At 74.8% G+C, this 26783-nt stretch carries 25 protein-coding genes; 12 read left to right on the top strand and 13 right to left on the bottom strand.

Translation table 11 applies throughout. The features are described from left to right. The first annotated feature begins 32 nt into the window (after positions 1-32). Complete coding sequence (locus ACMT9T_RS13655; protein ID WP_414746062.1) at positions 33-1295, top strand: MFS transporter; 1263 nt, start codon at positions 33-35, stop codon at positions 1293-1295. A 144-nt stretch (positions 1296-1439) separates the two neighbouring features. Beyond that, a complete protein-coding gene (locus tag ACMT9T_RS13650; protein WP_414746061.1) occupies positions 1440-3041 on the top strand; it encodes a PHP domain-containing protein in 1602 nt (533 codons plus the stop codon). A 61-nt stretch (positions 3042-3102) separates the two neighbouring features. Here ACMT9T_RS13650 and ACMT9T_RS13645 read toward each other — a convergent pair whose 3' ends face one another. Beyond that, positions 3103-4041: an ROK family protein gene (locus ACMT9T_RS13645; protein WP_414746060.1), complete on the bottom strand. Its 939-nt coding sequence runs from the start codon at positions 4039-4041 to the stop codon at positions 3103-3105. Between the two features lie 131 nt (positions 4042-4172). Here ACMT9T_RS13645 and ACMT9T_RS13640 point away from each other — a divergent pair, with 131 nt between their 5' ends. From ACMT9T_RS13640 to ACMT9T_RS13625, 4 genes are all read left to right on the top strand, one after another. Beyond that, positions 4173-4931: an SRPBCC family protein gene (locus ACMT9T_RS13640; protein WP_414746059.1), complete on the top strand. Its 759-nt coding sequence runs from the start codon at positions 4173-4175 to the stop codon at positions 4929-4931. 73 nt (positions 4932-5004) lie between these two features. Further along, the gene (locus ACMT9T_RS13635) at positions 5005-6531 is read left to right on the top strand and encodes an SDR family oxidoreductase (protein WP_414746058.1); all 1527 of its coding nucleotides are present in this window, start codon (positions 5005-5007) and stop codon (positions 6529-6531) included. Continuing rightward, positions 6528-6992 carry a hypothetical protein gene (locus ACMT9T_RS13630; protein WP_414746057.1) on the top strand — a complete coding sequence of 155 codons (465 nt, stop codon included), beginning with the start codon at positions 6528-6530 and terminating at the stop codon, positions 6990-6992. The genes ACMT9T_RS13635 and ACMT9T_RS13630 overlap by 4 nt, the downstream gene beginning before the upstream one ends. A gap of 68 nt (positions 6993-7060) precedes the next feature. Next, entirely contained in the window at positions 7061-7654 is a 594-nt protein-coding gene (locus ACMT9T_RS13625; RefSeq protein ID WP_414746056.1) for a GDSL-type esterase/lipase family protein, read from the top strand. Here ACMT9T_RS13625 and ACMT9T_RS13620 read toward each other — a convergent pair. Then, a complete protein-coding gene (locus ACMT9T_RS13620; protein WP_414746055.1) occupies positions 7651-8511 on the bottom strand; it encodes a TetR/AcrR family transcriptional regulator in 861 nt (286 codons plus the stop codon). The genes ACMT9T_RS13625 and ACMT9T_RS13620 overlap by 4 nt on opposite strands. Positions 8512-8641: 130 nt before the next feature. Between ACMT9T_RS13620 and ACMT9T_RS13615 the strand changes: the two genes are divergently transcribed. Then, entirely contained in the window at positions 8642-10783 is a 2142-nt protein-coding gene (locus ACMT9T_RS13615; RefSeq protein ID WP_414746054.1) for a S9 family peptidase, read from the top strand. A gap of 27 nt (positions 10784-10810) precedes the next feature. Here the strand turns inward: ACMT9T_RS13615 and ACMT9T_RS13610 are convergent, their stop codons facing one another. Beyond that, positions 10811-11542 (bottom strand): DUF1684 domain-containing protein, encoded by a 732-nt coding sequence (locus ACMT9T_RS13610; RefSeq protein WP_414746053.1) that lies wholly within the window; start codon positions 11540-11542, stop codon positions 10811-10813. Positions 11543-11668: 126 nt separating this feature from the next. On the opposite strand from ACMT9T_RS13610, the gene ACMT9T_RS13605 reads away from it, so the two are divergent. The 3 genes from ACMT9T_RS13605 to ACMT9T_RS13595 all read left to right on the top strand — a co-directional run bounded on the left by ACMT9T_RS13605 (position 11669) and on the right by ACMT9T_RS13595 (position 14868). After that, positions 11669-13423 carry a pyruvate dehydrogenase gene (locus tag ACMT9T_RS13605; RefSeq protein WP_414746052.1) on the top strand — a complete coding sequence of 585 codons (1755 nt, stop codon included), beginning with the start codon at positions 11669-11671 and terminating at the stop codon, positions 13421-13423. A gap of 62 nt (positions 13424-13485) precedes the next feature. Further along, positions 13486-13803 (top strand): putative quinol monooxygenase, encoded by a 318-nt coding sequence (locus ACMT9T_RS13600; RefSeq protein ID WP_414746400.1) that lies wholly within the window; start codon positions 13486-13488, stop codon positions 13801-13803. Positions 13804-13863: 60 nt separating this feature from the next. After that, entirely contained in the window at positions 13864-14868 is a 1005-nt protein-coding gene (locus ACMT9T_RS13595; RefSeq protein WP_414746051.1) for a S41 family peptidase, read from the top strand. 18 nt (positions 14869-14886) lie between these two features. Here ACMT9T_RS13595 and ACMT9T_RS13590 read toward each other — a convergent pair whose 3' ends face one another. From ACMT9T_RS13590 to ACMT9T_RS13575, 4 genes are all read right to left on the bottom strand, one after another. Continuing rightward, a complete protein-coding gene (locus ACMT9T_RS13590) occupies positions 14887-15927 on the bottom strand; it encodes a zinc-dependent alcohol dehydrogenase family protein (RefSeq protein ID WP_414746050.1) in 1041 nt (346 codons plus the stop codon). A gap of 195 nt (positions 15928-16122) precedes the next feature. Beyond that, entirely contained in the window at positions 16123-17046 is a 924-nt protein-coding gene (locus tag ACMT9T_RS13585; protein ID WP_414746049.1) for a hypothetical protein, read from the bottom strand. Then, on the bottom strand, positions 17043-17690 hold the full coding sequence (locus tag ACMT9T_RS13580; RefSeq protein WP_414746048.1) for a response regulator transcription factor: 648 nt from the start codon (positions 17688-17690) through the stop codon (positions 17043-17045). Before ACMT9T_RS13580 ends, ACMT9T_RS13585 begins: the two co-directional genes overlap by 4 nt. Continuing rightward, positions 17683-18954: a sensor histidine kinase gene (locus ACMT9T_RS13575; protein ID WP_414746047.1), complete on the bottom strand. Its 1272-nt coding sequence runs from the start codon at positions 18952-18954 to the stop codon at positions 17683-17685. Before ACMT9T_RS13575 ends, ACMT9T_RS13580 begins: the two co-directional genes overlap by 8 nt. 97 nt (positions 18955-19051) lie before the next feature. Here ACMT9T_RS13575 and ACMT9T_RS13570 point away from each other — a divergent pair, with 97 nt between their 5' ends. Beyond that, a complete protein-coding gene (locus ACMT9T_RS13570) occupies positions 19052-19426 on the top strand; it encodes a DUF6804 family protein (RefSeq protein ID WP_012038813.1) in 375 nt (124 codons plus the stop codon). On the opposite strand, the gene ACMT9T_RS13565 is transcribed toward ACMT9T_RS13570, so the two are convergent. Continuing rightward, a complete protein-coding gene (locus ACMT9T_RS13565) occupies positions 19389-20180 on the bottom strand; it encodes an alpha/beta hydrolase (protein ID WP_414746046.1) in 792 nt (263 codons plus the stop codon). The two genes, ACMT9T_RS13570 and ACMT9T_RS13565, sit on opposite strands and share 38 nt — an antisense overlap. Beyond that, positions 20180-21328, bottom strand: coding sequence for a glutathione S-transferase family protein (locus tag ACMT9T_RS13560; RefSeq protein WP_414746045.1), 1149 nt, complete (start codon positions 21326-21328; stop codon positions 20180-20182). Before ACMT9T_RS13560 ends, ACMT9T_RS13565 begins: the two co-directional genes overlap by 1 nt. A gap of 288 nt (positions 21329-21616) precedes the next feature. Between ACMT9T_RS13560 and ACMT9T_RS13555 the strand changes: the two genes are divergently transcribed. Continuing rightward, positions 21617-23749 (top strand): DEAD/DEAH box helicase, encoded by a 2133-nt coding sequence (locus ACMT9T_RS13555; protein WP_414746044.1) that lies wholly within the window; start codon positions 21617-21619, stop codon positions 23747-23749. Between the two features lie 72 nt (positions 23750-23821). Here the strand turns inward: ACMT9T_RS13555 and ACMT9T_RS13550 are convergent, their stop codons facing one another. The 4 genes from ACMT9T_RS13550 to ACMT9T_RS13535 all read right to left on the bottom strand — a co-directional run bounded on the left by ACMT9T_RS13550 (position 23822) and on the right by ACMT9T_RS13535 (position 26671). Beyond that, positions 23822-24031 carry a hypothetical protein gene (locus ACMT9T_RS13550; RefSeq protein ID WP_414746043.1) on the bottom strand — a complete coding sequence of 70 codons (210 nt, stop codon included), beginning with the start codon at positions 24029-24031 and terminating at the stop codon, positions 23822-23824. A 54-nt stretch (positions 24032-24085) separates the two neighbouring features. Beyond that, positions 24086-24262 (bottom strand): hypothetical protein, encoded by a 177-nt coding sequence (locus tag ACMT9T_RS13545; protein ID WP_414746042.1) that lies wholly within the window; start codon positions 24260-24262, stop codon positions 24086-24088. Positions 24263-24312: 50 nt separating this feature from the next. Beyond that, a complete protein-coding gene (locus tag ACMT9T_RS13540) occupies positions 24313-25665 on the bottom strand; it encodes an MFS transporter (protein WP_414746041.1) in 1353 nt (450 codons plus the stop codon). Between the two features lie 115 nt (positions 25666-25780). Next, positions 25781-26671 carry a cupin domain-containing protein gene (locus ACMT9T_RS13535; protein WP_414746040.1) on the bottom strand — a complete coding sequence of 297 codons (891 nt, stop codon included), beginning with the start codon at positions 26669-26671 and terminating at the stop codon, positions 25781-25783. Between the last annotated feature and the right edge of the window lie 112 nt (positions 26672-26783).

The raw sequence follows: 26783 nt of genomic DNA, 5'->3' as shown, positions 1-26783 counted from the left end.
GAAGCCTATTCCGGCCGCCGTAGAATCTGGTGGTGACGACGACTCCCGCAGCTCCCCGTGCGGGCGCGCTCCTCGCCCTGGTCGGCATCGTGCTGGTCGCCCTCAACCTCCGCACCGCCGTCGCCGTCTTCTCGCCGATCGTGGACGAGATCGGCCGCGACGTCCCGCTCGACAGCGTCGCGATCGGCGTGCTCGGCGCCCTGCCGCCCGTCTGCTTCGCGCTGTTCGGCCTGCTCGCGCCCGCGATCTCCCGCCGGCTCGGCCTCGAGCTCACCGTCGTGGTGGGCCTCGTCGCGATGGTCGTCGGGCACCTGCTGCGCGCCGGATCCGACGCGGTCGTCGTCTTCGGCGCGGGCACGGTGCTTTCGCTCGCGGGCATGGGTCTCGGCAACGTGCTCCTGCCGCCGCTCGTGAAGAAGTACTTCCCCGGCCGGATCGGGCCGCTCACCTCGCTCACCACCGTGATGATGTCGATCAGCACCGGCGTGCCCTCGCTCGTCGCCGCGCCGCTCGCGGACAGCGCGGGCTGGCGCGTCGCGATCGGCGCGTGGGCCGCGGTCGCGGTCGTCGCGCTCGTGCCCTGGGTCGCGCTGCTCGTGAACCACCGCCGCGACACCCGGCGCGAGCGCGCGGCCGCCGCGGCGCTCGACCAGGTGGAGGAGGCGCCCGCCGCCGTCACCGGGCGCGTGTTCCGGTCGCCGGTGGCGTGGGCGCTCGTCGGGATCCAGGCGGCCTCGTCGTTCAACGCCTACGCGATGTTCGCGTGGCTGCCCGCCCTCCTGCAGGACACCGCCGGCCAGACGCCCGTCGCCTCCGGCGCGCTGCTCGCCGTGTTCGGGTTCATGGGGCTGCCGGCGGCGATCATCATGCCGATCCTCGCGGCCCGCATGAGGAACGTCGGCATCCTGATCCAGGTCGGCGTGCTGTTCTTCGTCGTCGGCTACGTGGGCCTCCTCGTCGCCCCGGCCGCGGCGCCGCTGCTCTGGGTGGCGGCCGCGGGATCCGGGCCGCTGCTGTTCCCGCTCGTCTTCGTGCTCATCAACCTCCGCACCCGCACGCACGGGGGAGTGGTCGCGCTGAGCGGCTTCGTGCAGGGCATCGGCTACTCGATCGGCGCGATCGGCCCGCTGATGTTCGGCGTGCTGCACGAGCTCTCGGGCGGCTGGACCGCGCCGCTCCTCATGCTCTTCGCCATGGTCGCGGTGGCGTCTGCGTCCGGCTTCTACCTCGCGAAGCCCCGCATGCTCGAGGACACCTGGGATCGGACGACCCGCGAGGCGGCGCGCGAGGGCTGACCGGCGCCCCCTGGGTGGCCGCGCGCTCCCGCCCGCCCGCCCCGTTCACCTCCGGACCGCCCGGCGTCCATCGGATGTCCACCTCCCGTCGCGTCTATTCGGCAGGCTGCGAAATGCACCCGCACAGCGACACGGAGGACACGGATGACGAACGACCCACGCACGACGGTGAGCCGCAGGGGCCTGCTCCAGGGAGGGGCTGCGGCCGGCGCCGGCGTCGCCATCGCCGCGCTCGGATCCACCCCCGCCGCCCGAGCGGCGGGCACGCCCGCCAAGGTCGGCGGCTACCTCTGGCTCGAGGGCGACCACCACGTCCACACGCTCTTCAGCAACGACGGCAAGTACCGCGTCCGCGACCACATCCGCCAGGCCGTCGCGAACGGCGTGCAGTGGATCGTGCTCACCGACCACGGCAACACCGCGCACGCCACCAAGGGCAGCGTCGACCAGATCGTCCCGTTCATCGAGGAGGCGCGGAAGGAGTTCGGCTCCGAGATCGTGATCTTCCACGGCCTCGAGTGGAACATCCCCGGCGCCGAGCACGCGACCGTGTTCGTGCACCCGCAGGGCGACGCGGTCGGCGTCCTCAAGGAGATCGAGGAGCGCTGGGACGCCCGCGTGAAGGGCACGCGCGACGGCACCCCGGCCAACGAGGCGCTCGCGATCGAGGGGATCCGCTTCCTCGACCAGGCCGTGGCCTCGCGCCGCGTCAAGGATGCCGTGATGCTCCCCAACCACCCGTCGCGCCAGGGCATCGACTCGCCGCACGAGCTGCGCGCGTGGCAGGACGCCGGCCCGCGCGTGGTCCTCGGCATGGAGGGCGCGCCCGGCCACCAGGCGGGCGGCCTGCCGTCCCCGCACAGCACCTCCGGCGGGCGCGGCCTCTACGGCAACACCCCCGGCAAGTACTCCTTCCCCGGCTACCCGGCCGAGTCGTACCGCACCTGGGGCGGCTTCGACTGGGTCACGGCCACGGTCGGCGGCGTCTGGGACTCGATGCTCGCCGAGGGCCGGCACTTCGTCGTCACCGCCACGAGCGACAGCCACAACGTCTACCTCGACACCACCGAGGTCGGCCCGGGCAGCGACTACGAGCGCGACGGCCGCATGGTGGATCCCGTCTACCGCGGCGGCGTCGACACCGACGAGAACGACTTCTGGCCCGGCCACTACAGCCGCACGCACGTGGGCGCGGTCCGCCAGGACCACACGTCCGTGCTCGACGCGATCCGCGCCGGCCGCGTGTGGGTCGACCACGGCGGGCTCGTCGACTCCATCGACGCGCGCCTCGTCCTCGAGCGCGGCCGCACGATCCCGCTGGGCGGCACGCTCATCGGCAAGCGCGACCGCAGGGTGACGGTGACCGCCGACATCATGACCGCGTCGCGCCCGAACCGCGCCGGCTTCGTGCCGGAGCTCGCGCGCGTCGACGTGATCGTCGGCCGGATCGACGGCCCCGCCGCCGACCGCGACGCGATGACCGCGCCCGCCACGCGCGTCGTCGCGCAGCTGCCGGTCGCGCGGCTCGCCGCGATCCCGGGCGGGTACCGCCTGTCGCTCGAGATCACGCTGCCCGGCGACCGCTTCTACGTGCGCCTGCGCGGCACCGACGGGAAGCGCCAGCAGCCCGGCTTCCTCGGCGCGGCGATCGACCCGGCCGGCCCCGCCATCGACGTGCTGGGCGACGCGGACCCGTGGGAGGACCTCTGGTTCTACACGAGCCCGCTCTACGCCGAGCTGTCCTAGGCCGGGAAGCGACGCGCGGCGGTCACCGGGAGGGTCCGGGGGAGCCTCCCGGCGACCGCCGTCAGAAGCTCGGGACCATCTCCCGGCGATGCACGAGCGCGCCCGCGCCGATGATCGGGCCGTCCTCCGAGAGGCCGGACGGCACGACGCGCGTCTTCGTGACGAAGCCGAACTGCTCGCGGAGCGCGACGGGCTCGCGGATCATGTCGAAGAGGTCGGGCGTGACGCGGCTGAAGCCGCCGCCGATGGCCACGACGTCGAGGTCGACGAGCGAGCTGGCCGACGCGATGGCGCGGCCGATCGCGAGGCCCGCGCGCCGCACCGCCCGCACGGCGAGCTCGTCGCCCGCGCGGTAGCCCGCGGCCAGGTCCTCGCCGGTCGATCCGCTCCAGCCCTGCGCGCGCGCCCACGCGACGCTCCTCGGTCCCGACGCGATCGCCTCCACGCAGCCCCGGCCGCCGCACGTGCACGGGTCGTCGAACCCGGCGACCTCGACGTGGCCGATGTGGCCGGCGTTGCCCGTGGATCCCGCGGCGGTCCGGCCGCCGAGCACGAGCCCGCCGCCGATCCCCGTGGAGACGATCATGCCCATCACGTGGTCGTGGCCGCGGCCGGCGCCGACCCAGTGCTCGGCGAGCGTGATCGCGAGGCCGTCCATCTGCAGGGTCGTCGGCACGTCGGGCGTGAGCTCGGCCACGCGGTCGCGGAGCGGGTAGTCGCGCCAGGCGGCGACGTTGAGGGGCGAGACGAGCCCGCGGCGCACGTCCACGGGTCCGGCGGCGGCGAGCCCGGTGCCGACCAGCAGGGCGTCGTCGGGGAGCGCGTCCAGGGCCCGGCGCGCGACCCCGAGCACGCGGTCGAGCAGCTCGTCGGCGGATCGCCCCGGCCCGGTGGGAGCCCGGAAGCGGCTGCCCTCGAGCACGCGGCCCGCGTCGTCCACCAGCGCCGACTCCACCTTGGTGCCCCCGAAGTCGACGGCGAGCGCGAGCGTGCGAGGCATCTTCGTCCCTGTCCCGGCCCCGGATCCGCCGGGGGCCGGCGTCCAGGATATGGCCGCGTCCCGCCCTGCCTGCCCTGACACCTGTGTGGAATTCACGGACCGCACCGGCGGTCCGCGCCTAGGCTCGGCACGTGGATCCCGATCACGCCCCCGGCCAGACCCCTCGCGAGGGGTCCGACCCGCGCGCCGAGGGAGCAGCGCCCTCCCGTCGCGGCGGAGCCCCCGCCCTCGACTTCGCCGACGCCGCGGAGGCGCGCCTCGCCTCCCGCGAGCTCGACGAGGGGATGCCCGCCTCCGTCGGCCTCGACGACCCGCAGCGCGACCGGGAGCGCTTCCCCGCCCTCCCCGGCGCCGTCCTCTCCGAGGCCCGCGAGTCCACCGTCTTCCTGCCGTACCAGTTCGTGTTCCGCCGGCTCATCGACCTGCCCGCCCTCATCGTGTGGGACGCGGTCTCCGACCCCGACATGGTCTCCGGCTGGCTCGCCGAGGCGTCCATCGAGCAGGAGGAGGGCGGCGAGTTCTGGTTCGAGTGGATGACCGTCCCCGACCGCAGCCTCGCCTCCGCGTCCGGCGGCATCGTCACGCGCTTCGAAGAGGGGAGCGCGGTCGACTACACGTTCGTCCACGAAGGCGAGGTCACCGCCCGCTTCCGCCTCCGCCTCCAGGAGGTGCCCGGCGGCCCCCGCGACCGGCAGACCGAGCTCGTCGTCACGGTCTCCGGGGTCCTGCCCGCGGGCATCGCGAACGTCCTCAAGGCCAGCTGGCGGATGCACCTCGACCTGCTCGAGGACCTCGTCCACGGCCAGCCGGTCGACTGGGCCACGTGCGAGGCCGAGCACGGCCGCACCTGGCGCCGGTACCTCGCCGAGCTCGAGTCCGCCGAGGGCTGATCGTCGGGCGTCGCCCACCGCGCGTCCCGGCTCCTGGGAGCCCCTTGCCAGGCTGATTGCCTAGCGTGAGGGAATGACATCGCCGAGTCCCGCCTCCCGTCTCGCCCTCGTGACCGGAGCGACGGGCTACATCGGCGGCCGGCTCGTGCCCCGCCTCCTCGCGGCCGGCTTCCGGGTGCGCGTCCTCGTGCGGGATCCGCGCCGCCTCACCGACGTGCCCTGGCGGGACGACGTGGAGGTCGTCCGGGGCGACCTCTCCGACGCGTCCACGCTCGGCCCGGCGGTCGCCGACGTCGACGTCCTCTACTACCTGGTGCACGGCATGGGCGCGAAGGGCGACTTCGCCGCATCCGAGCGCACCTCCGCCGAGCACGTGGCCGAGGCCGCCCACGTCGCGGGCGTCGGCCGCATCGTCTACCTCGGCGGTCTCCACCCCGACACCGACGAGCTCTCGAAGCACCTCGCGAGCCGCAAGGCCGTGGGCGACGTGCTGCTCGCGAGCGGCGTGCCCACCATCGCGCTGCAGGCGGGCGTCGTCATCGGATCCGGATCCACGTCCTTCGAGATGATCCGCCACCTCACCGAGGTGCTCCCGTTCATGCCCGCGCCCGGGTGGGTGCGGAACTTCATCCAGCCCATCGCCATCCGCGACGTGCTCTACTACCTCGTCGCCGCGGCCGACCTGCCCGCCGACCTCAACCGCACCTTCGACATCGGCGGCCCCGACGTGCTCCGCTACGGCCAGATGATGAACGGCTACGCGGTCGAGGCGGGCCTCCCGCAGCGGCCCATCGCCTCCATCCCGGTCTTCGCGCCGCGGCTCGCCGCCCACTGGGTGAACGTCGTCACGCCGATCCCGCGCACGCTCGCCGTGCCGATCATCGAGTCGCTCCAGTACGACTGCGTGATGGGCGAGCACGACATCTCCTCCTACATCCCGGATCCCGAGGGCGGCCTCACGGGCTACCGCCGGTCCGTGCGCCTCGCGCTCGGCAAGATGCGGGACGGCGTCGTCGAGACCAGCTGGAAGGACTCGGCCGTGGTCGGCGCGCCCAGCGACCCGCTGCCGAGCGATCCCGACTGGGCTGGCCACACCGTCTACCTCGACCTCAAGGAGCGCTCCACGGAGGCCGCGCCCGAGGACCTGTGGGCCGTCATCGAGTCGATCGGCGGCGAGAACGGCTGGTACTCGCTGCCCGTCGCGTGGGCGGCGCGCGGCTGGATGGACAAGCTCGTCGGCGGCGTGGGCCTGCGTCGCGGCCGTCGCAGCGCCACCACCCTGCAGACCGGGGACGCGCTCGACTTCTGGCGCGTGGAGCACATCGAGCGTGGATCCAGCCTCCGTCTCCGCGCCGAGATGAAGCTGCCGGGGGAGGCCTGGCTCGAGCTCAGCTCGACGCCCCGCGCCGACGGCGGCAGCGACTACCGCCAGCGCGCGATCTTCTTCCCGTCCGGCCTCGCCGGCCGGCTCTACTGGTTCTCGATCCTCCCCTTCCACGGCGTGATCTTCACGTCGATGGCCACGCGCATCACCGCCAAGGCGCTCGCCGCCACCCGGCGCCGCGAGGCGGAGCGGCCCCGCGAGGGGGCTGCCCGGTGAGCCGGCGGACCCGGGCTCCGCGGATCGGCCTCATCGTCCTGACGCTCGCGGGCATCGCCCTCGCGTCGGCGGGGCTCGCGACCGCGGTGACGATGAGCGTGTCCGGGCCCGTCGAGGCGCGGGCGGACCTGGCGTCCATCCTGGGCGACGAGCCGGCGGCCTCGAAGGCGCCCGCCACGGCGCCCACACCGGCGGCGCCCACGCCGGATCCCCAGGCCTCGGAGGAGTGGAAGCCCGTGCCGGTCGACGCCGCGGGGAGCCGCAGCATCACCGACCTCACGGACGGCGCCGTGAGCCGGGTCACCGTCGACGTGCTCGGCATGGACCTCAGCCCCGGGCAGGCGGGCGCGCTCGTCGCCACGATCCTGTCCCTCCCGCTGCTCGTGGCGGTCGCCGTGCTGGTCGCGGCCCCGCGTCCGCGCCGCTGGTGGCGCCGCCTGATGCGTCGGCCGCGCGCCTGAGCGAACGGGTCGAGCCGGTGACATCCCCGCACGCGGGGACCATGATGGGCACGACGAGAGGCGGATCCATGGCACCGCGCACGCGCACGATCGTCCTCCTGGGCGACAGCCTGGCGGAGGGCGGCGGCTGGGGCGGCATCGTCCCGGGCCCGGACGTCGTCGACGACGCCCCGGTCGTCGACCTCGGTCGCCCCGGCCAGACCACCGACGACGTGCTGGCGCTGCTGCCGGAGGTGGTGGCGGCCGACCCGGCCACCGTCGTCGTCTCCTGCGGCACGCACGACCTCGGCCGACTCCGCCGCGGACCCGAGGCGACCGTGCGCGCGCTGGAGACGATCCTCGCCCACCTCCGACGCGACCTGCCGACGGCGCGGCTCATCGTGCTCTCGGTGCCGCCGCGCGGGCGCGAGCACGCCGAGCGGATCCGCGTCGTCAACGTGCACATCCGCCAGTACGCGCCGGCCGTCCGCGCCCGCTACGTGGACCTGTGGCCGGCCCTCGGATTCGGCGACGGGGAGCTCGCCCCGACCCTCACCGACGACCGGCTTCACCTCGGCGCCGACGGCGAGGCCGCGGTGCGCGCGGTGCTCGCGCCCGTGCTCGCCGAGCGGGTCGACGGGGACGACGACGCGGATCCCGTCGGCGGCCCCGCGGCCGACTAGCCGTCGGAGGCGCTCGGCCCGGGGGAGCGCAGGCCCGCCACGCCCGCGAGGATCACGCCGAGCTTGCGCCGCCACCAGTCCCGCGGCGTCGAGGCGGATCCCGTCGCCACCTCGCCCGCGAAGCGCGCGGTCACGCGGTCCACGGTGCCGAGGACGTCGCGCTGGGCCTCCTCCTCGCGGGCGTGCACCGCGTCGGGCGCCCCCGACGAGTGCGCGGGCCCGCCGCGCCGTGACGCGTGCGGGGAGGCGGCGGCGTCCGCGTCGGCCGCCCGGTCGGGGGCGGTGCCGTCCGCGGCCAGCGCGAGCAGCCCGCGTCCCATGGCGGCCGGCACCCTGTCCTCCCCGATCGGCGCCGACGACGTGCGCGCCTTCTGCACCCGGCCGCCCACGGCCAGCACGCGCTCCCAGCCGACGTAGGACTCGACGCCGATGTCGAGCACGGTGTCGAGCACCAGCACGGCGTCCGCCTCCGTGAAGCCCATGCGGGTCAGGTCGCGGATCGCCCCGGTGAAGCGGAGGACGGCCTGGTCCGGCGCGGTCTCGAGGTGGTGGATCGCGGTGGCGAGCCCCGGGTGGCGGTCGTACATGTCCCACACGCGCTCGACGGCCTGCGCGAGGTACGTCCGCCACGAGGTGTCGTCGGCCGAGGTGAGGACGGCGTCGGGGACGTCGGGGACGACCGGCCAGCCCATGCGCGCGATCGCGGTGTCGCAGGCGAGGAGGACGATGTCGTCCCGGCTCGCGACGTGCCGGTACAGCGTCGAGTGGTCGACGCCCAGGCGCTGCGCGAGGGAGGTGAGGGTGAGGGTGTTGAGGCCGACCTCGAGGGCGGCCTCGGCGATGAGTCGCCGGGACACGCGCGCGGGCCTCCCGACCCGTCCGGCTCGCCGCTCCATGGCGTCGATCCTATCGGGGCACCGGCGCCGCCCAGGGTGCGGAGGATCCCGCGCGAGGCCCCTCCCCGAGGCGCCCGGCTAGCGTGGGAGCATGCCCGACACCCCCACCCCCTTCTCCGAGCTCGACGACCTCATCGCCATCCCGCGCCTCGGCGGACTCGTGCTCTCGCCCGACGGACGCCGCGCGGTGCTCACCGTCACGACCCTCGACGCCGCGCGCACCGGCTACCGCCACGCCCTCTGGGTCGTGCCCGCGGCGGGCGGCGGCGCGCCGCAGCGCCTCACCCGCTCGGCGAGGAGCGAGGCCGGCGCGGCCTTCACCGCCACGGGCGACCTCCTCTTCGTCTCCTCGCGGCCCGACGCGGACGACGCCGACGCGAAGGAGGCCGCGCAGCTGTGGATCCTGCCCGCGGCTGGCGGCGAGGCCCGCGCGATCACGCGGCTCGCGGGCGGCGTGGACGGCATCGCGGCCGTGGCGCGGGACGCGTCCACCGTGGTCGTGCAGGCGCCGCTGCTGCCCGGATCCGGCTCGCTCGAGGCCGACGCGGTGGCACGGAGGAAGCGCGCGGACCTCCAGGTGAACGCGATCCTGCACGAGAGCTACCCCGTCCGGTACTGGGACCACGACCTCGGCCCCGACGAGCCGCACCTGCTCGCGATCGACCTCGCGGACGCGCTCGTCGAGGAGCCCGCCCGACCCACCGCCGCCGACGCCGCGACCGCGCTCGCCGCGGAGGCCGCGACCGAGGACGGCGGATCCGCCGCCGGTGCGCCCGCCGCCACCGCGCTGCCGTACCCGACCTCCCTGCCGCGCCCGCGCGACCTCACGCCCCGGCCCGGTCGCACGCTCGACCACGCCGCTGCCGCGATCAGCCCCGACGGACGCACGCTCGTCGTAGCCGTCGGCGTTAAGGAGCGCCGCGGCCACCGCCAGGCGCTCGTGTCCATCGACGTCGCGACCGGCGAGCGCACCACGCTCCTCGACCTGCCGGACGCCGATGTCGAGTCGCCCGCCGTCAGCCCGGACGGCGCGCTCCTCGCCTACATCCGCACCGACCGTGCGACGCCCGCCGGGCCCACGCAGCAGGAGGTCTGGGTGTCCGCGCTCGACGGATCCGACGCCCGCCGCGTCGCCGCCGACTGGGACCGCTGGCCCTCCTCGCTGCAGTTCGACGCCGACTCCGAGGCGCTCGTCGTCACGGCCGACCAGGACGGCCGCGGGCCCGTCTTCCGCATCGGCCTCGACGGCTCCGTCGCGCAGCTCACGACCGACGACCACTCCTACACGGACGTCCGCGTCGACCGCGAGACGGGCGACGTGCTCGCCCTCCGCTCCTCGTGGATGGCGCCCGCGCACCCCGTGCGCGTGTCGGCGGCCGACGGATCCGTGACGGCGCTCGCGACGCCCGCCCCGATCCCCGCGACGACCGGCACCATGACCGAGGTCGAGACGACCGTCGCCGACGGCGCCCGGGTGCGCGGCTGGCTCGTGCTGCCGGAGGGCGCGTCGGCCGAGGCGCCCGCGCCGCTGCTGCTGTGGATCCACGGCGGCCCGCTCAACAGCTGGAACGCGTGGAGCTGGCGCTGGACGCCGCAGGTGATGGTGGCGCGTGGGTACGCGGTGCTGCTGCCGGATCCCGCGCTCAGCACGGGCTACGGCCTCGACTTCATCGCGCGCGGCTGGGACGCGTGGGGCGAGGCGCCCTTCACCGACCTCATGTCGATCACCGACGCCGTCGAGGCGCGCGCCGACATCGACGAGACGCGCACGGCCGCGATGGGCGGCTCGTTCGGCGGGTACATGGCCAACTGGGTCGCGGGCCACACCGACCGCTTCCGCGCGATCGTCAGCCACGCGAGCCTCTGGGCGCTCGACCAGTTCGGGCCCACCACCGACTCGTCGCAGTACTGGCAGAGCATCTTCTCGGCGGAGGGGCTCGACCGGAACTCGCCGCACCACTCGGTGCGCGACATCGTGACCCCCATGCTCGTGATCCACGGCGACCGCGACTACCGCGTCCCCGTGGGCGAGAGCCTGCGCCTCTGGTCGGAGCTCGCGGAGCACCACGCGGCGGACGACGGCACGACACCGCACCGGTTCCTGATCTTCCCGGACGAGAACCACTGGATCCTGAAGCCCCAGCAGTCGGTGGTCTGGTACCGGACGGTGCTCGCGTTCCTTGACCAGCACGTGCACGGGAAGGACTGGGTGCGTCCCGAGGTGCTCAGCTAGGGGCGACGGACGCGGCCGCGGCCGGACTCAGGCCTCGTCGCGGTAGACCACCCGGCGCTCGCCCGCGCGCACGGCCGCCGACAGCTTGTTGCCGGCGGGCGGGAGCGGGCAGTTCATCCAGTCGGAGAAGCCGCAGGGCGGGACGACGGCGCGCGTGAAGTCGAGCGTCACGGGTCCGTCGCCGTCGGGGCGGGGGAGGAAGAGGAAGCGGCTGGGAGCGTAGCTCTCGCGGCCGGTGGTCGCGTCGGCGAAGACGAGCTGGAGGCGGTCGCCGTCGGCGAAGGCGCTGAGGCGCACCTCGGTCCCCTCGATCGTCACGACGATGTCGCCGGGCACGGGCAGCTCGCGGGTGCGGCCGGCGTCGGCGATGTGCTCGAACGGGATCACGCGGTCGTCGTCGACGCGCTCGAAGCGGCCCTCGAGGATCCACTCGGGGGCGTACGGGTAGACCTCGATGTCCTCGAACGCGCGGTTCCTCGGCGACGCCGAGTCCCACAACCGGTAGCCGTGCTCGGGCTCGCCGGTGTCGAGCGAGATGCGCTCGATGCGGGTGAGCTGCACGGTGTCGGGCTGGCCCTCCAGCGCCTCGAGGTCGCTGACCTCCCGGCCGGGCTCGAGCCACGTCGTCTGGATGAGCGCGAGGCTGCCGAACGGGCTCGTCACGGCGGCGAGGCGGGCGCGGTGCCAGGCCTCGTAGTCCGCGAGGGCGGCGGGGTCGGCGGCGGCGGGGCGGGCGGCATCGGTCGTCGTGTCGGTCACCTGAGGGTCAACGCGCGGGGACCGGCCGCATTCCCGGGCACGCCGCGCTAAGGATGCGAGGCCGCCGCGCGGAGCCGCCGCGGAGGCAGCGGGTATTGACTGGATCCACCGACGGAAGGACTCCCCATGGCACGCACGGTCGCCGACCAGCTCATCGCCCAGCTCATCGAGGCGGGGGTGAGCCGCATCTACGGGGTCGTCGGCGACAGCCTCAATCCCATCGTCGACGCCGTGCGGCGCACGGGCGGGAGCCGCAAGGGCGGCATCGACTGGATCCACGTGCGGCACGAGGAGGCCGGCGCGTTCGCCGCCTCCGCCGAGGCGCAGCTCACCGGGAAGCTCGCCGTGTGCGCCGGATCCTGCGGCCCCGGCCACCTCCACCTCATCAACGGCCTCTACGACGCGCACCGCTCGGGCGCGCCCGTGCTCGCCATCGCGAGCCACATCACCACGAACCAGATCGGGTCCGGCTACTTCCAGGAGACGCACCCCGACCGCCTCTTCGTCGAGTGCTCGCACTACACGGAGATGATCTCGACCGCCGTGCAGGCGCCCCGCGTCGTCGACCAGGCGATGCGCCACTCGCTCGCGCTCGGCGGCGTCAGCGTCATCACGCTGCCCGGCGACGTCGCCGAGTTCGAGGCGGAGGGCGAGGCGCCCGCGTTCTCGCTGCCCAGGCGTCCCGCGATCGTGCCCGCCGAGGAGGACGTGCGCGCGCTCGCCGCGGCCATCGACGAGGCGAAGAGCGTCGCGATCTTCGCGGGACGCGGCGCGGGCGGAGCGCACGCCGAGCTCATGGAGCTGGCCGACCGGATCGCCGCGCCCGTCGGCCATTCGCTGCGCGGCAAGGACGTGATCCAGCAGGACAACCCGTTCGACGTCGGCATGACGGGCCTCATCGGCTACGGCGCCGCGGCCGCCGGCATCTCGGGCGCCGACCTGCTGATCCTCATCGGCACCGACTTCCCCTACGACCAGTTCCTGCCCGGCAAGGAGGTGCGGACCGCGCAGATCGACATCGCGCCCGAGCGCCTCGGACGCCGCACCGACGTCGACATCGCCATCCACGGCGACGCCCTCTCCACGATCCGCGCGGTGCTGCCGCTCGTGGAGCGGAAGACCGACCGGCGCTTCCTCGAGAAGCTGCTGAAGGAGCAGGACAAGAAGGTGGAGCAGGTCGTCGGCGCGTACACGTCGAAGGCGGAGAAGCTGAAGCCCATCCACCCGGAGTACGCGGCCAGCATCCTCGACGAGGTCGCGGGCGACGACACCGTCTTCACGAGCGACACCGGCATGTGCAACGTGTGGACCGCGCGCTACCTCACCCCGAACGGGCGGCGGCGGATGATCGGGTCGCTCGTGCACGGATCCATGGCCAACGCGCTGCCGCAGGCGATCGGCGCGCAGGTCGCGTACCCGGAGCGGCAGGTCGTGTCGGTCTCGGGCGACGGCGGCCTCTCGATGCTCATGGGCGAGCTGGTGACGGTGGCGGCGTACGGGCTGCCCGTCAAGATCGTGGTGTTCAACAACTCGACGCTCGGGCTCGTGAAGGTGGAGATGCTCGTCGACGGGATCCCCGACTTCGGCGTGGACGTGCCCATGGTCGACTACGCCGCGGTGGCCGCCGCGCTCGGGATCCACTCCCAGCGCGTCGAGGACCCGGCCGACATCCGCGGCGCGCTCGAGGCCGCGTTCGCGCACGACGGGCCCGCGCTCGTCGACCTCGTGACCGACCCGATGGCGCTCTCGATCCCGCCGGAGATCACGGCCGCGCAGGTGAAGGGCTTCGCGCTGTCGATGTCGAAGATCGTCATGAACGGCGGCGTCGGCGAGGCCGTGAAGCTCGCCCGCTCGAACCTGCGGAACATCCCGCGTCCGTGAGCGATCCCGCCCGCGACCCCATCCCCATCCCCACCCGCACCACCCGAACCGAGGAGATCCCCATGTCCCAGCCCGTCGTCGTCACCGCCGTCTTCACGCCCGTCGCGGGCAAGCACGACGAGGCGGTCGCCGCCCTGTCCCGCGGCATCGCCGAGGTGCACGAGGAGGAGGGCTGCGAGGTCTACGCGATCCACGACGCCCCCGACGGCACCATCGTGATGCTCGAGAAGTGGTCGTCCGTCGAGGACCTCGACGCGCACGGCGCGGGCGAGGCCGTCGCGCGGATGGGCGCGTCGCTCGCGGGGCTCATCACCGGGCCGGCGGTCGTCACGCGGCTCACGCCGATCCCGGCGGGCTCGGAGCTGCAGGGCGCGCTCTAGGGAAGGAGAGGGCGGGGGAGCGATCGCCCGCACGACACGCGCGTCCGCCAGGGTGGGCACGTGACCTCGCGTGGAGCCCGCATCCTCAGCCGCCTGCCCCTCGCGTTCGCGGTCCTCGTCGTCGTCCTCGTGGGCGGGACCGTGGCGGCGACGCCGTCGCTCGAGCGCGCGGGGCTCCTCGACGTCCCGCCGTCGCCGCAGCGCTACGCCGACATGGCGGTGGACCTCATGGTCGACGGACTCCAAGCGGATCCCGCCCGCGTCGCGGAGGTCCGGGCGCGGGTGGACGCGCAGGCCGCGTCGGCGCGCAACTACGCCGGCACCCACCCGGCGCTGTCCGGCGCCGCGAAGGAGCTGGGCGGCGAGCACAGCACGTTCCTCGGTCCCGCCGAGGCCGCGGCGGACTTCGGCGACAGTCCTCCCGTCTCGGCCGAGCCGCGGCCGACGGTCACGACGGCCGACGGGATCACGACGATCGTCATCCCGACGCTGATCGGCGGCGACGACGCGTCGCGTCAGCGCTACGTCGACGCGGGCGCAGGGGGCCTGGTCGCCGCGGCGCCCGCGACGACGCGCGGCTGGATCGTCGACCTCCGTGGGAACAACGGCGGCGACATGTGGCCCATGCTCGCCGCGCTCTCGCCCCTGCTCGACGAGGGACAGGTGATGTCGTTCGAGTACACGGGCCGCTCGGTGCCCGTCACCGTTGCGGGCGGTGCCGTGGCCCAAGACGGCGACGTGGTGGCGACGAGCGGCGCGGGACGGGTTCCCGCCGGACTGCCCGTCGCGGTGCTCACCGACGGCATGACCGTGAGCTCCGGCGAGGCGGCCGCGATCGCGTTCGTCGGCCAGGAGGGCGTCCGTTCCTTCGGGCAGCCCACGTACGGCTTCAGCACGGCGAACGAGCCGCGGACCCTCGTCGACGGCGCGGTCGTCAACCTCACGGTCGGGGTTGACGCGGATCGCACGGGGAAGCGCTACGGCGTCCCCGTGGAGCCGGACGTCGTGGTCGACGAGGCCGGCATCACCGCCGCGGTCGACGCCTGGTTCGACGCGCCGCGGTAGGCCTGGGCCGGGCGGGGCTCAGCCGACCTCGACCAGCGTGATCCCGGCCGAGCGGTCGCCCGACGCGAGGGCCTCGAGCGCGGCCGGGGCGTCATCGAGCGGGATGCGGTGCTCGATGAGGAGCTCCGGGCGGAGCGCGCCCGAGGCGACCATCTCCATCAGCTCGGCGTAGTCGTGCGCGGGCATGCCGTGGCTGCCGTGCAGGCTCAGCTCCTGGCTGATGACGAACGGCACGGGCACGGTCGGCTCGCTCGCGAACAGGCCGATCTGCACCTGCCGGCCCGTCGGCGCGAGCGCGAGCAGGCTGATCCGGAGCGTGGACTCGCGGCCGAGCGCCTCCACCGACACCTGCACGCCGTCGGGCGAGACCGCGCGGATCGCGTCGAGGACGTCGAGCTCCGAGAGGCCCGACGAGTCGATCGTGTACTCCGCGCCGAGCTCCGAGGCGCGCGCGAGGGCGGCGGGGTCGACGTCGACCGCGATGACCTCCGCGCCGACCGCGACGCCGATCATCACCGCGCTGAGGCCGACGCCGCCGCAGCCGATGACGAGGAGGCGCTCGCCGCGCTGGATCCGGGCCCGGTGCACGAGCCCGCGGAAGGCCGTGGCGAAGCGGCAGCCGAGGAGCGCGGCCGCGCCCGCGTCGAGGTCGTCGGGCACGGGGATGAGGTTGACGTCGGCGTCGTGCAGGGCGACGAGCTCGGCGAATGATCCCCAGTGCGTGAAGCCCGGCTGCGTCTGGTCGCGGCACACCTGGCCGTTGCCGGCGCGGCACTCGGCGCAGCGGCCGCACGCGCAGACGAACGGGACGGTGACGCGGTCGCCCACCTGGAAGCGCGTGACCTCGGGGCCCACCTCATGGATCCGCCCGACCAGCTCGTGGCCCGGCACCTGCGGGAGCGCGATGCCGTCGTCGTGACCGAGCCAGCCGTGCGCGTCGCTGCGGCAGACGCCCGTGGCCTCGACGCGCACGACGACCCCGGCGGGGGAGGGCACGGGATCCGGCAGCTCGCGGACGACGGGGGTCTCGCCGAACTGCTCGTAGACGACGGCGCGCATGGGGCTCCTCGGGGTCGGGACGGTCCGTCGGATGGCCCGGACGGATGGGCTCATCCACGGTATACGAGCGCCGGACTCACCCCGACGCGGGTGCGTCGTCGTGCGTGCCGGGCTCCCAGCGGGGCGACGGGGAGCCGCCAGCCTGCCACGCCTCGGCGGCGCCCGGCGGATCCCGTCCGCCGGGCGCCCTCGCGGTCAGCCGCGGTCGGCGAGCAGCGTCTCCCGGACGGCCGCGGTCGTCGCGACCACCTCGCGGGCCCCCGCCGACGAGAGGAGGACGGCGTCGGCCTCGGTGACGAGCGACTCCTCCCGCCACTGGGCCTCGTACAGGGCGGCGCGGTAGCCCGACGACGCCTGGCAGGCCGCGTCCGCCCGGGCGAGCGCGATGTCCGCGGAGGGACCGTCGCCGTCGGTCGGCTCGAGCAGGGTCATGGGATCCGCGGGCAGCGGGCGTCCCCGGTGGCGGAGCTCGTCCTCGGAGGAGTCGACGAGGCAGGAGCCCCATGCGTCGGCCGCCGCGACGACCGCGGGGTCGCGGAGGGCACGCTCCCGGGCGTCGGCGCGCAGCTCGAGCGCGCGCATCTGGATGTCCTGGTTCGTGCCGGCGTGCGCCCAGACGCCCGCGCGGACGCCCGGGAGGCAGGCGTCGAGCGCGGTGCCGAGCGCCGGGTCGGCGTTGTGTGCCATCCGCCACTGCCGATGCGCGGCGCGCGCGAGATCCACGACCGGCCCGTGGCCGTGCGCGGCGGCGCGCGCGGCGTCGAGCGGCGGGGCGATGAGGCGCCCGTCGGCGTGCGACTCCGGCGCGAGGAGCACCGCCGGGTCGAGCGCGGGCGCCTCGTCCGCGATGCCCTGCTCGGCGAGGCACGGCCGCAGGCGGATGTCCTCGGCCACGCCGATGGCGTCCATCGAGACGCCCGCGGCCGCGTCGAGCGGCATGGTCCAGGCCGCGGCGTCCCGCGCGGGGAGGTCCGCGACGGGCTCGGTGCGCGGCACCGGCGCGTTGACGACGGCGACGCCGACGAGCCCGGCCGCGACCACGACGGCGACGACGCCGCGGGGCGTGCGGATCCGGCGGACGAGACGTGCCGCGGACGCGCGGATGGGGGATGCGCTCATGACCGCACCAGTCCTCTCTCATGGGCGAAGACGACGACCTGCAGGCGGCTGCGGAGCCCGAGCTTCGCGAGCACCGCCTGCACGTGCGTCTTCACGGTGGACGCCTGGACGAAGGACGCCTCGGCGATCTGGCTGTTGGTGAGCCCGCGCGCGACGAGCAGGAACGTCTCGCGCTCCCGTGGCGTCAGCGCGGCGAGCACGTCGAGGTCGGGGCGCGGCGACGGGGATCCGAAGTCGCGCAGGAGGTCGTCGGTGTCGCCGGTGACGTCGCCGGCGGCGGCCGCGCGCACGGCGGCGAGCAGCACCTCGGGCCGGGCGTCCTTGGTGAGGAACGCGGCGGCGCCGGCCCGGGCGGCGGCGCGCACGGCCTGGTCCTCGCGCATGGTGGTCAGCACGATGACGCGGGGCGCCTCCGCGGCGCCGTCCCGCACGGCGGCGGTCGCGGCGAGGCCGTCGAGCACGGGCATGCGGAGGTCCATCAGCACGACGTCGGGTGACTCCCGCCGCACCAGGTCGAGCCCCGCGCGACCGTCCCCCGCGATGCCGACGCAGACGAGGTCGTCCGTGGCGTCGATCTGCATCCGGAGCCCCTCGGCGAAGAGCGGCTGGTCGTCGACCACCGCCACGCGCACGCGCTCAGCCACGGATCGCGATCGCGTCGGAGGCGGAGGCGGAGGCGGGCGCGTCCGGGGACGCCGCGCCGTCGAGGGGGAGGAAGGCGGTGACGACGAACTCGCCGTCCGCGTCGGGCTCGGCGGTGAGCCAGCCACCGACGATCCGGGCGCGCTCGCGCATGCCGGGGATCCCGGCCCCCGGTCCCGGCACGGCTCCGTGCGTCACGAGCGGCGCCCTGCCGGACGACCGCACCAGGAGCGCGAGCCCGGGACCCCGCCAGTCGAGCACGACCGCCGCGCGGGCCTCCGCGCCGCCGTGCTTCAGCGCGTTCGTCAGGCTCTCCTGCACGATCCGGTAGACGGCGAGCTGGTGCGCGGGACGCAGGTCCCAGCGCTCCCCGAGCTCGTCGAGGGTGATCCCCATGCCGACGTCGCGCATCCGGTCGACGAGGGCGGGCAGGTCGGCGAGGGACAGCAGCTCGTCGCCCGCCTCGGTGATGCGCTCGATGAGGCCGCGCACGTCCGTCAGGGCGTCGCGCGCGACGCCGGAGATCGCGGAGAGGGCACCGGCCACGATCTCCGGCCGCCGCGCGGACATGGCCGTCGCGCCCTCGGACTGCGCGACGACGATGGTGAGCGCGTGCGCCACCGAGTCGTGCACGTCACGGGAGATGCGGGCGCGCTCGAGTCCGAGCCGCAGCTCCATGTCGGTCTCCGCCAGGCGGCCTTCCGCCTCCTCGAGCACCGTGCCCATGCGGCGGAGGCGCAGGGCGGCGCCGATGGCGAACCCGACGGCCCAGGCCATCACGACCGCGCCGACGGCCGCGAGGAGCAGGACGACGACCGTGTCGCCGACGGGCCGGGGGCTGCCGGTGGTGAGGCCGCCCGTCCAGTCGAGGAGACGCGTGCGCGCGGCGGCGGTCGGCACCGCGATGTGGAGGACCGCGGCCCCGGCCGCGAGGATCCCGACGGGCAGGGCCACGAGCCGCGTCCGTCGCGCGCCCGTCGCGGCGATCAGCAGGAGCACGACGCCGATCGCCGCGTGCATCGGCCAGGTGGTCGCGTCGGCGGCCGGGGCGAGCCCCACGAGCTGCAGCACCGGGATCACGACGACGATCGCGAGCGACGCGGCGGGCAGCCAGACGGCCAGGGCGATGGCCGCCCCCAGCGCCACGGCCAGCGTCGCGGTGCCCGCGAGGCCGGAGCGGCCCGTCTCGGCGAGGATCCAGAGGGTGGCGAAGGCGACGCCGCCGAGCGGGGCGATCGCGTGCGCGATCGAGCGGGAGGAGGTCATGGGCTCAGGCTACGAGCGCGCCTCGCCGGGGCGGGGCGGTCGCCGGGAACCTCATCCTCGCGGGGGAGATCCCGGCGCGCGCTGGCAGACTGGCCGGGTGACCCGCACCCCCGCCGCCCCCGCGTTCACCCGTCCGTCGCTCGCGCCCGGGCTCCTCGGCGCCATCGTGCTGCTGGCCGGGTTCGCGGTGATCGACGGCGACCTCTTCACGGTGGTGCGGTTCGCGGTCGCGATCCTCGCGCTCATCATGATCGTGTTCTCGGTGCGCGCCCGCAGCTGGTGGAGCGCCGCGCTGCTCGCGGCCGTCGCGGTCATGTGGAACCCCGTCGCCGTGATCCCCGTCGAGGCGGTCACGTGGCAGTCGCTCCAGTACGTCGCCGCGATCGTGTTCATCGCGGCCGGGATCCTCGTGAAGGTGCCCGTGGAGGACGCGCCTACGCCGGGCCGACCCCGAACGCGCGCTCCTCGGTGAGGCCGCGGCGCAGGTAGGCGACGATCTCGTCGAGCGAGCGGCGCGCGAGCGCCGGATCCGCGGCCGGGTAGGCGAGCCAGCCCTGGTCGGCGCGGGGGATCCGCACCAGCCGCGCCTTCGCCCCCGCCGCCTTGAGCGCCGCGACGCCCTCGACGACGTGGTCGATCCGCTCGTCCGCGGCGCCCACGTGCACGAGCGCGTCCGGCAGCCGGTCCAGCCCGTGGCCCTGCCGGTCGGACGCCTGCCCGGTCGGCACGTCGCCGGACGGGCTCACGAGCACGAGCCGCAGCACGGCCGGCCCATCGGCGTCGCGGGCCAGGGCGGTGATCCGCAGCGCGCGGTCGGCGCCCGGGCCGTCGCCGAGGATCCCGAGGCGCTCCGGCGTGCCGTTCCAGCCGGCCGCGTGCGAGGCGATCCAGGACAGGCCCGCGAGCGCCTGCGCGTCATCGTCGGGCGCCATGGCCACGACGACCGCGCGGAGGTCCTTCGCGAGGGTGGAGGGGAGCCAGTCGCCGTCGTGCCGCGCGAGCACGACGAGCACGGGGGATCCGGTCGCCGAGCGGTCGTGCCCGGGCGGCGTCCAGACGGCGATGTCGAGGGGGAGGCCCTGCTCGCCGGCCGAGCGCCGGACGACGCGCGTGCCCGCCGCGGGCGTCCCGCGCAGGGATCGCGCGACGGCCGGTACGTGCCGGATCGCGATGCCGAGGATCCGGCGGCGCGCGGTGACGGACGCCGCGGTGGTGCGCGCGGCCATCAGGCGCGACCCGCGGATCCGGCGCCGGCCGATCCGGGCACCGGCGACCCGGAGACGGAGGCGGGCGCCTCCGACGGACGCGTCTCGCGGACGCCGCGCGGCACGGCGCCGTGGCCCTCGGGCACGCGCTCGTCCTCGCGGACCGGGCCGGGAGGGGTGCCGTCGCCGAACGGGCGGCCGCCCAGCTCCTCGCGCCCGTGCGGCTCGAGCCAGCCCCAGGTCTCGGGGCCGACGGGGACGACGCGGGTCGGGTTGATGTCGGTGTGCGTCAGGTAGTAGTGCTGCTTGATCTGCACGAAGTCGATGGTGTCGCCGAACCCGGGCGTCTGGAACAGGTCGCGCGCGTAGGCCCACAGCACGGGCATCTCGTCGAGCTTCTGCCGGTTGCACTTGAAGTGCCCGTGGTAGACGGCGTCGAAGCGCGCGAGCGTGGTGAACAGGCGCACGTCGGCCTCGGTGATCGTGTCGCCCACGAGGTAGCGCTGCGTCGACAGGCGGTCGCCCAGCCAGTCGAGCCGCGCGAAGAGCCGGTCGTAGGCCTTCTCGTACGCCTCCTGGGATCCGGCGAACCCGCAGCGGTAGACGCCGTTGTTCACGTCGCGGAAGACGAGGTCGGCGACCTCGTCGATCTCGGCCCGCAGGTGCTCGGGATAGAGGTCCGGCGCGCCCTCGCGGTGGTGCTCGGTCCACTCGGTGGAGAGGTCCAGCGTGATCTGGGGGTAGTCGTTCGTGACGACCTGCCCGGAGGGGATGTCGACGAGCGCGGGCACCGTGATCCCGCGCGGGTAGTCGGGGAACCGCGCGAAGAACGACTCCTGCAGGCGCTCGGTGCCGAGGACCGGGTCGCGCCCGTCGGGGTCGAGGTCGAAGGTCCAGCTGCGGGCGTCGTGCGTGGGGCCGGGGAGGCCGAGCGAGATGGCGTCCTCGAGGCCGAGCAGGCGGCGGACGATCACCGAGCGGTTCGCCCACGGGCACGCGCGCGCCGCGACGAGCCGGTAGCGGCCGGCCTCGACGGGCCAGCCCTGCGAGCCGTCGCGGAGGATGCGGTCCTCGATGTAGTTCGTGTCGCGGGTGAACTCACCCTCCTCGACGTAGCGGCCGGGGGCGCCCGCCTCGTTGGTACCGGTGGGTGTCGCCTGATCCGTCATGCATCCAGCCTAGGCCGGGGCGCCCGCGCCGACCGGGCCGGGCCGCGCCGCGCACGGCGGCGCATCGCGGGCCTGCCGTGCCCTAAACTCCTCCTGTGCCCGTCCTCCCCGAGGCGGCCGGGCGCAGGCGGCGGACCCGCATCCCACCCCCGACCCGGAACCCCGGTTGCTCGAGGAAGGTCCCCTCGCCACCGTCCGACCGCACGCGTCACCGTGCGCGACGGGCTTACGTCCTTCCGATCCGGGAGCGCAGGCGCGGCCTGGCCCCGGCAGTGAACAAGGAGTTGCATGGCTCGCACCGGCCAGCGGCGGTCCTCCGCCCGCACGCGCACGATCGACAACGAGGGGCTCATCCCCGTGCTGGCGCGCGCCGTGCGCGAGATCGAGCAGGCCGCCCAGCGCGGCAAGCTGAAGCCCGTCAACCGCACGAAGTTCCAGGTCATCGCGGTGCTGATGCGCGAGGAGCGCACGCACGCGAAGGACCCGGCCACCCCGCTCAGCGACTCCGAGCGCGCCGAGACCCTGAAGCGCCTCGACGGCATCGCGAGCATCCTCGCCCGCACGGCCGCGCGCGACACCTCGGTGCTGCCGCTGCTGGATCCCGACGCCAAGCTCTCCGAGACCGCCCGCGCCATGCGCAAGCACATGCTGTTCGACGGCGGCGTGGAGATGGTCGTGGAGGAGGAGCCGGAGCCCGAGCCCGAGGATCCCGCGCTCGCCAAGCTGCACGAGCGCCAGGTCGTCCCGCCGTCGGTCAAGGCCCGCGTGCTCGCGAACCCGTTCCTCGAGCCGGACCTCGACCGGCCCGCGCCCGCCGCGCCGCCCACGCGGCTGCTGGCGAACTGGGAGCTGCTCGGCCCGCTGTTCAAGTCGTTCGAGTACGGCGCCGGCGGCGGCATCGCGAGCATGGACCTGCCCGAGAGCCCGCGCATCGACCGCCTCTCGCCGCACGGCCTCGAGCTCATGCGCCACCAGGCGCGCTTCCTCGAGAGCGTGCGCCTCGGCCACCGCGAGTTCCTGCTCGCCGACGAGCCCGGCCTCGGCAAGACCGCGCAGGCGCTGCTCGCCGCGTCGGTCGCCGACGCGTACCCGCTGCTCGTCGTCGTCCCGAACGTCGTCAAGATGAACTGGAAGCGCGAGGTCGAGCGTTGGACGCCGCACCGCCGCGCCACCGTGATCCACGGCGACGGCCTCGGGCTCGACGCGTTCGCCGACGTGGTCATCGTCAACTACGAGGTGCTGGACCGCCACATCGGCTGGCTGCGCACGCTCGGCTTCCGCGGCATGGTCGTCGACGAGGCGCACTTCATCAAGAACCTGCAGTCGCAGCGCTCGAAGTTCGTGCTCGCGCTCGCCGAGAGCATCCGGCAGCGCCAGTCCGCGCCGCTGCTCATGGCGCTCACGGGCACGCCGCTCATCAACGACATCGACGACTTCCGCGCCATCTGGCAGTTCCTCGGCTGGATCGACGGCGACAAGCCCACGTCGGTCCTCATGGGCGAGCTGGAGGAGGCGGGCCTCACGCCCGCGGATCCCGGCTTCTTCGCGGAGGCGCGGCGCGCGGTCATCGACCTCGGCATCGTCCGCCGCCGCAAGATCGACGTGGCGACCGACCTGCCGTCCAAGCGCATCGCCGACCTGCCCGTCGAGCTCGACGACGACCTGGGCCGCTCGATCCGCCAGGCCGAGCGCGAGCTCGCGGCGCGGCTCGTCAAGCGCTTCACGGCGCTCGTCGGCGCCCGCGGCACGACCGTGCCCGACGTCCTCGACGGACCGGCCGCGGAGCGCGCGCACCTCATCCGGCTCGTGGCGCAGTCCGAGCTCGACGAGGCCAAGGCGCAGAAGACCGGCGAGAACGTCTTCACGATGGTCCGCCGCATCGGCCAGGCGAAGGCCGTGCTCGCGGCCGACTACGCCGCGCAGCTCGCGCGCTCGGTCGGCAAGGTCGTGTTCTTCGCGAAGCACGTCGACGTGATGGACCAGGCCGAGGCCACGTTCGCGAAGCGCGACATCCGCTCGGTGTCGATCCGCGGCGACCAGACCCCGGCGGCGCGCCAGCACGCGATCGACGCCTTCCAGAACGACCCCGAGGTCCAGGTCGTGGTCTGCTCGCTCACCGCGGCGGGCGTCGGCCTCAACCTGCAGGCCGCGTCGAACGTGGTGCTCGCGGAGCTCAGCTGGACCAGTGCCGAGCAGACGCAGGCCATCGACCGCGTGCACCGCATCGGCCAGGAGGAGCCCGTCACCGCGTGGCGGATCATCGCGGCGCAGACCATCGACGCGAAGATCGCCGAGCTCATCGACAGCAAGGCGGGCCTCGCGGCGCGCGCGCTCGACGGCGAGGACTTCGACGAGGCCGGATCCACGTCCGTGCAGCTCGACGCGCTCTCGCACCTCCTCGAGGAGGCGCTGGCGGCGTAGTCGACGCGATCCGCACGACGTGACGACGCTCCCGCGACCTGCTGGTCGCGGGAGCGTCGTGCGTGCGGTGGGCTAGTCGTCCCGTCGTCGTCGCCGTTCGCCCGCCCGCCCGATGAGGTAGGTGGCGGGGAAGACGAGCACGGCGCTCACGAGCGCCGAGGCCACATGGTCCGACGTCGGGGTTCCGCCGACCAGCGGCACCACGACCAGCTGCGACACGAGGACGAACGCCGTGATGATCGCCGCGTCGCGGAGGGCGCGTCGTCCGGGGGAGGAGGTCATCCGCCCAGGATGCACGGCGGACGGGCGCGGGGTGCGGACGCTCCCCAGCGCCGATCAGCCGCGCTCGGCCTTCCGACGCGCCCGCTCGGCCTTCCGGGCCGCGCGGCGCTCGCGGGCGACGGCGTCCTGCGCGTCCTGCGTGGGGTTCGAGCGGGAGGTGCCGATGACGGCGAAGGCGATGAGGATCACGATGACGACCATGACGGGGACGATGACGAGCATGGGCACCATGGCGGCTCCTCGGGTCGGGACTCCCGAGCGTACCGACCGGATCCGCCCGCTCAGTCCTCGAGGGCGGCCCCGCGGAGGTCCGGCAGGGTGAGCGCGGCGGCCGCGGCCAGCGCGAACACCGCGGCGAAGACGCCGAACGGCAGCGCGACACCGCCCAGCGCGAGGAGCGGCGGGACGCACAGCGGCGCGACGATCGAGGCGAGGCGCCCGAAGCCCGCCGCGCTCCCGGCACCCGTCGCGCGCACGCGGGTCGGGTACAGCTCGGGCGTCACGGCGTAGAGCGCGCCCCACGCGCCGAGGTTCGAGAACGACATGAGCGCGCCGAACACGAGGATCGTCGTCACGTCGTCGGCGGTGCCGAAGAGACCGGCCGACACGGCGGATCCCGCGAGGAAGACCGCGAGCGTCACGCGCCGCCCCCACCTCTCCACGAGCCAGGCCGAGACGGCGTAGCCGGGCAGCTGCGCGAGCGTGATGAGGAGCGTGTACTCGAACGAGCGCACGAGCGAGAAGCCCTGCGCGACGAGCAGCGTGGGCAGCCAGATGAAGGCGCCGTAGTAGGCGAAGTTGACGCAGAACCACACGATCCAGAGGGACAGCGTGCGGCGGCGGAGGCGGGCGCCGAAGAGGCGCTCGCGGGGGGCGGCATCGGCGTCGTCTCCGGCCGTGGCCTCCGCCGGGGCGTCCGTGGTCACGGCGTCCGTCACGGGATCCGCCCCCGCCGCCGACTCGAGGCCGCGCACCACCCGCTCCGCCTCCGCGTGCCGGCCCTTCGCCTCGAGGAACCGCACCGACTCGGGCAGGCGCAGCCGCACGACGATGGCCCACACGGCGGGCACGGCGCCGAGCGCGAGCGCCCAGCGCCAGCCGTCGTCGCTCGCGGGGATCACGAGGTAGCCGATGAGCGCGGCGGCCGTCCAGCCGACGGCCCAGGCCGACTCGAGGATCACGATGACGCGCCCCCGGATCCGCGCGGGCGCGAACTCGCTCACGAGCGTCGACGCGACGGGCAGCTCGGCGCCGAGCCCGAGGCCCACGACGAACCGCAGCGCGATGAGCGCGCCCACCGACATCGCGAGCGCGGAGACGCCCGTCGCCAGCCCGTAGACGAGCAGCGTGAGCGCGAACACCTGGCGCCGGCCGAGCCGGTCGGCGAGGAGCCCGCCGACGCTCGCGCCGATCGCCATGCCGAGGAACCCGGCCGACGCGACGAACCCGAGCTGCCCGGCGTCCGCCTTCCACACGACCGCGAGCTGCGCGATCACGAAGGAGATGAGGCCGACGTCCATCGCGTCGAGCGCCCAGCCGACGCCGCTGCCGCCGAGGATGCGGGAGTGCGCGCGGGTCCAGGGGAGGGCGTCGAGGCGCTGGGCGCGGGTGGGCCGGGACGTGGTGGTGGTCATGGTCGTGGCCTCCGGGGCGCTCGGGTGGGCCGCGCGCCCCCACGGAGGAGGGGCAGGGGGCGCTCGCGGTGGATCGAGCGTAGCGCCGGGGCGGGCCGCGGCCCGCCCCGTGACGTCAGCGCTGCCGGACGCGCTCGGCGAGCTTCTCGAAGGCCGCCGCGTGCGTGACCCGCAGGGCGTCCCACGACGCGGTCATGTCGACGCGCTCGGGATCCGCGACGACCTCCGCGAAGCCGTGCTGCGCGCGCGGCACCGCATCGCCCGGGAGCACGAGCGACTGGATGAAGGCGCCCGTGTCGTCCGAGAAGGTGAGCGTGTGGCTGGCGACGTTGCGGTGCCAGTCGTCCGACGGCCAGGACAGGAACGCGACGTGCCGGGGCACGACGCCCGTCTCGGCCGCCGAGACGTAGCTGCCGTAGTGCTCCTCGCCGGGCGACAGGATCTTGTAGGAGCCGTTGTCGAGGTACACGAGCAGCGCCTCGTCGAAGGGCTTCTCGCCGTACATGGCCGTGTAGCGGAGGGCGTGCACGAGCACGGGCGTGCCGAGCGGCACGTGGTGCGCGGCCGCCGGGGTGGCGGTCGGCGTCGCGACGGAGGCGGGGGCCGCGGGCGTCAGGTACTCCTCGTCGGTCACGTGCTCGCCCCAGCCGGTCGCGGAGACGGGGTCGTCGCCGTCCTCCAGCACCGCGATGTGCTCCATGGGCGCGTGGGCCGTGGCGCCGTGCCAGTGCTCCTCGCCGGCCTCGATGTACACGGATCCGCCGGGCCCGACCTCGACGACCTGGCCGCCGCGCGTGCCCACCCGGGCGATGCCGGACGTGACGTGCAGCGTCTGCCCGAGCTGGTGCGAGTGCCACACGGTGCGGGCGCCCGGCGCGAAGGTGACGGCCGCGACGACCGCGCGCTGCTCGGCGGTCTGCGGGGTGGAGAGCCAGCGGAGGCGGACCTCGCCCGTGAACTGGTGGTCGGGCATCGTGACGGCGAGGGTCTCGGCCTGGACGCGCATGCGGTGTCCTCTCTGTCGGGCACGCGGGATGCCCGGGTCGTCGAACGGGGAGCCCCGGCGCGGGTGTTCGCGTCGGGGCACGGGCATCCTCCCGCGGGTGCGGCTGGGAGGG

This window comes from Clavibacter vidaverae, assembly GCF_047529985.1.
Classification (GTDB): Bacteria; Actinomycetota; Actinomycetes; order Actinomycetales; family Microbacteriaceae; genus Clavibacter; species Clavibacter nebraskensis_A.
This window is presented reverse-complemented; position numbering and strand designations above follow the sequence as displayed.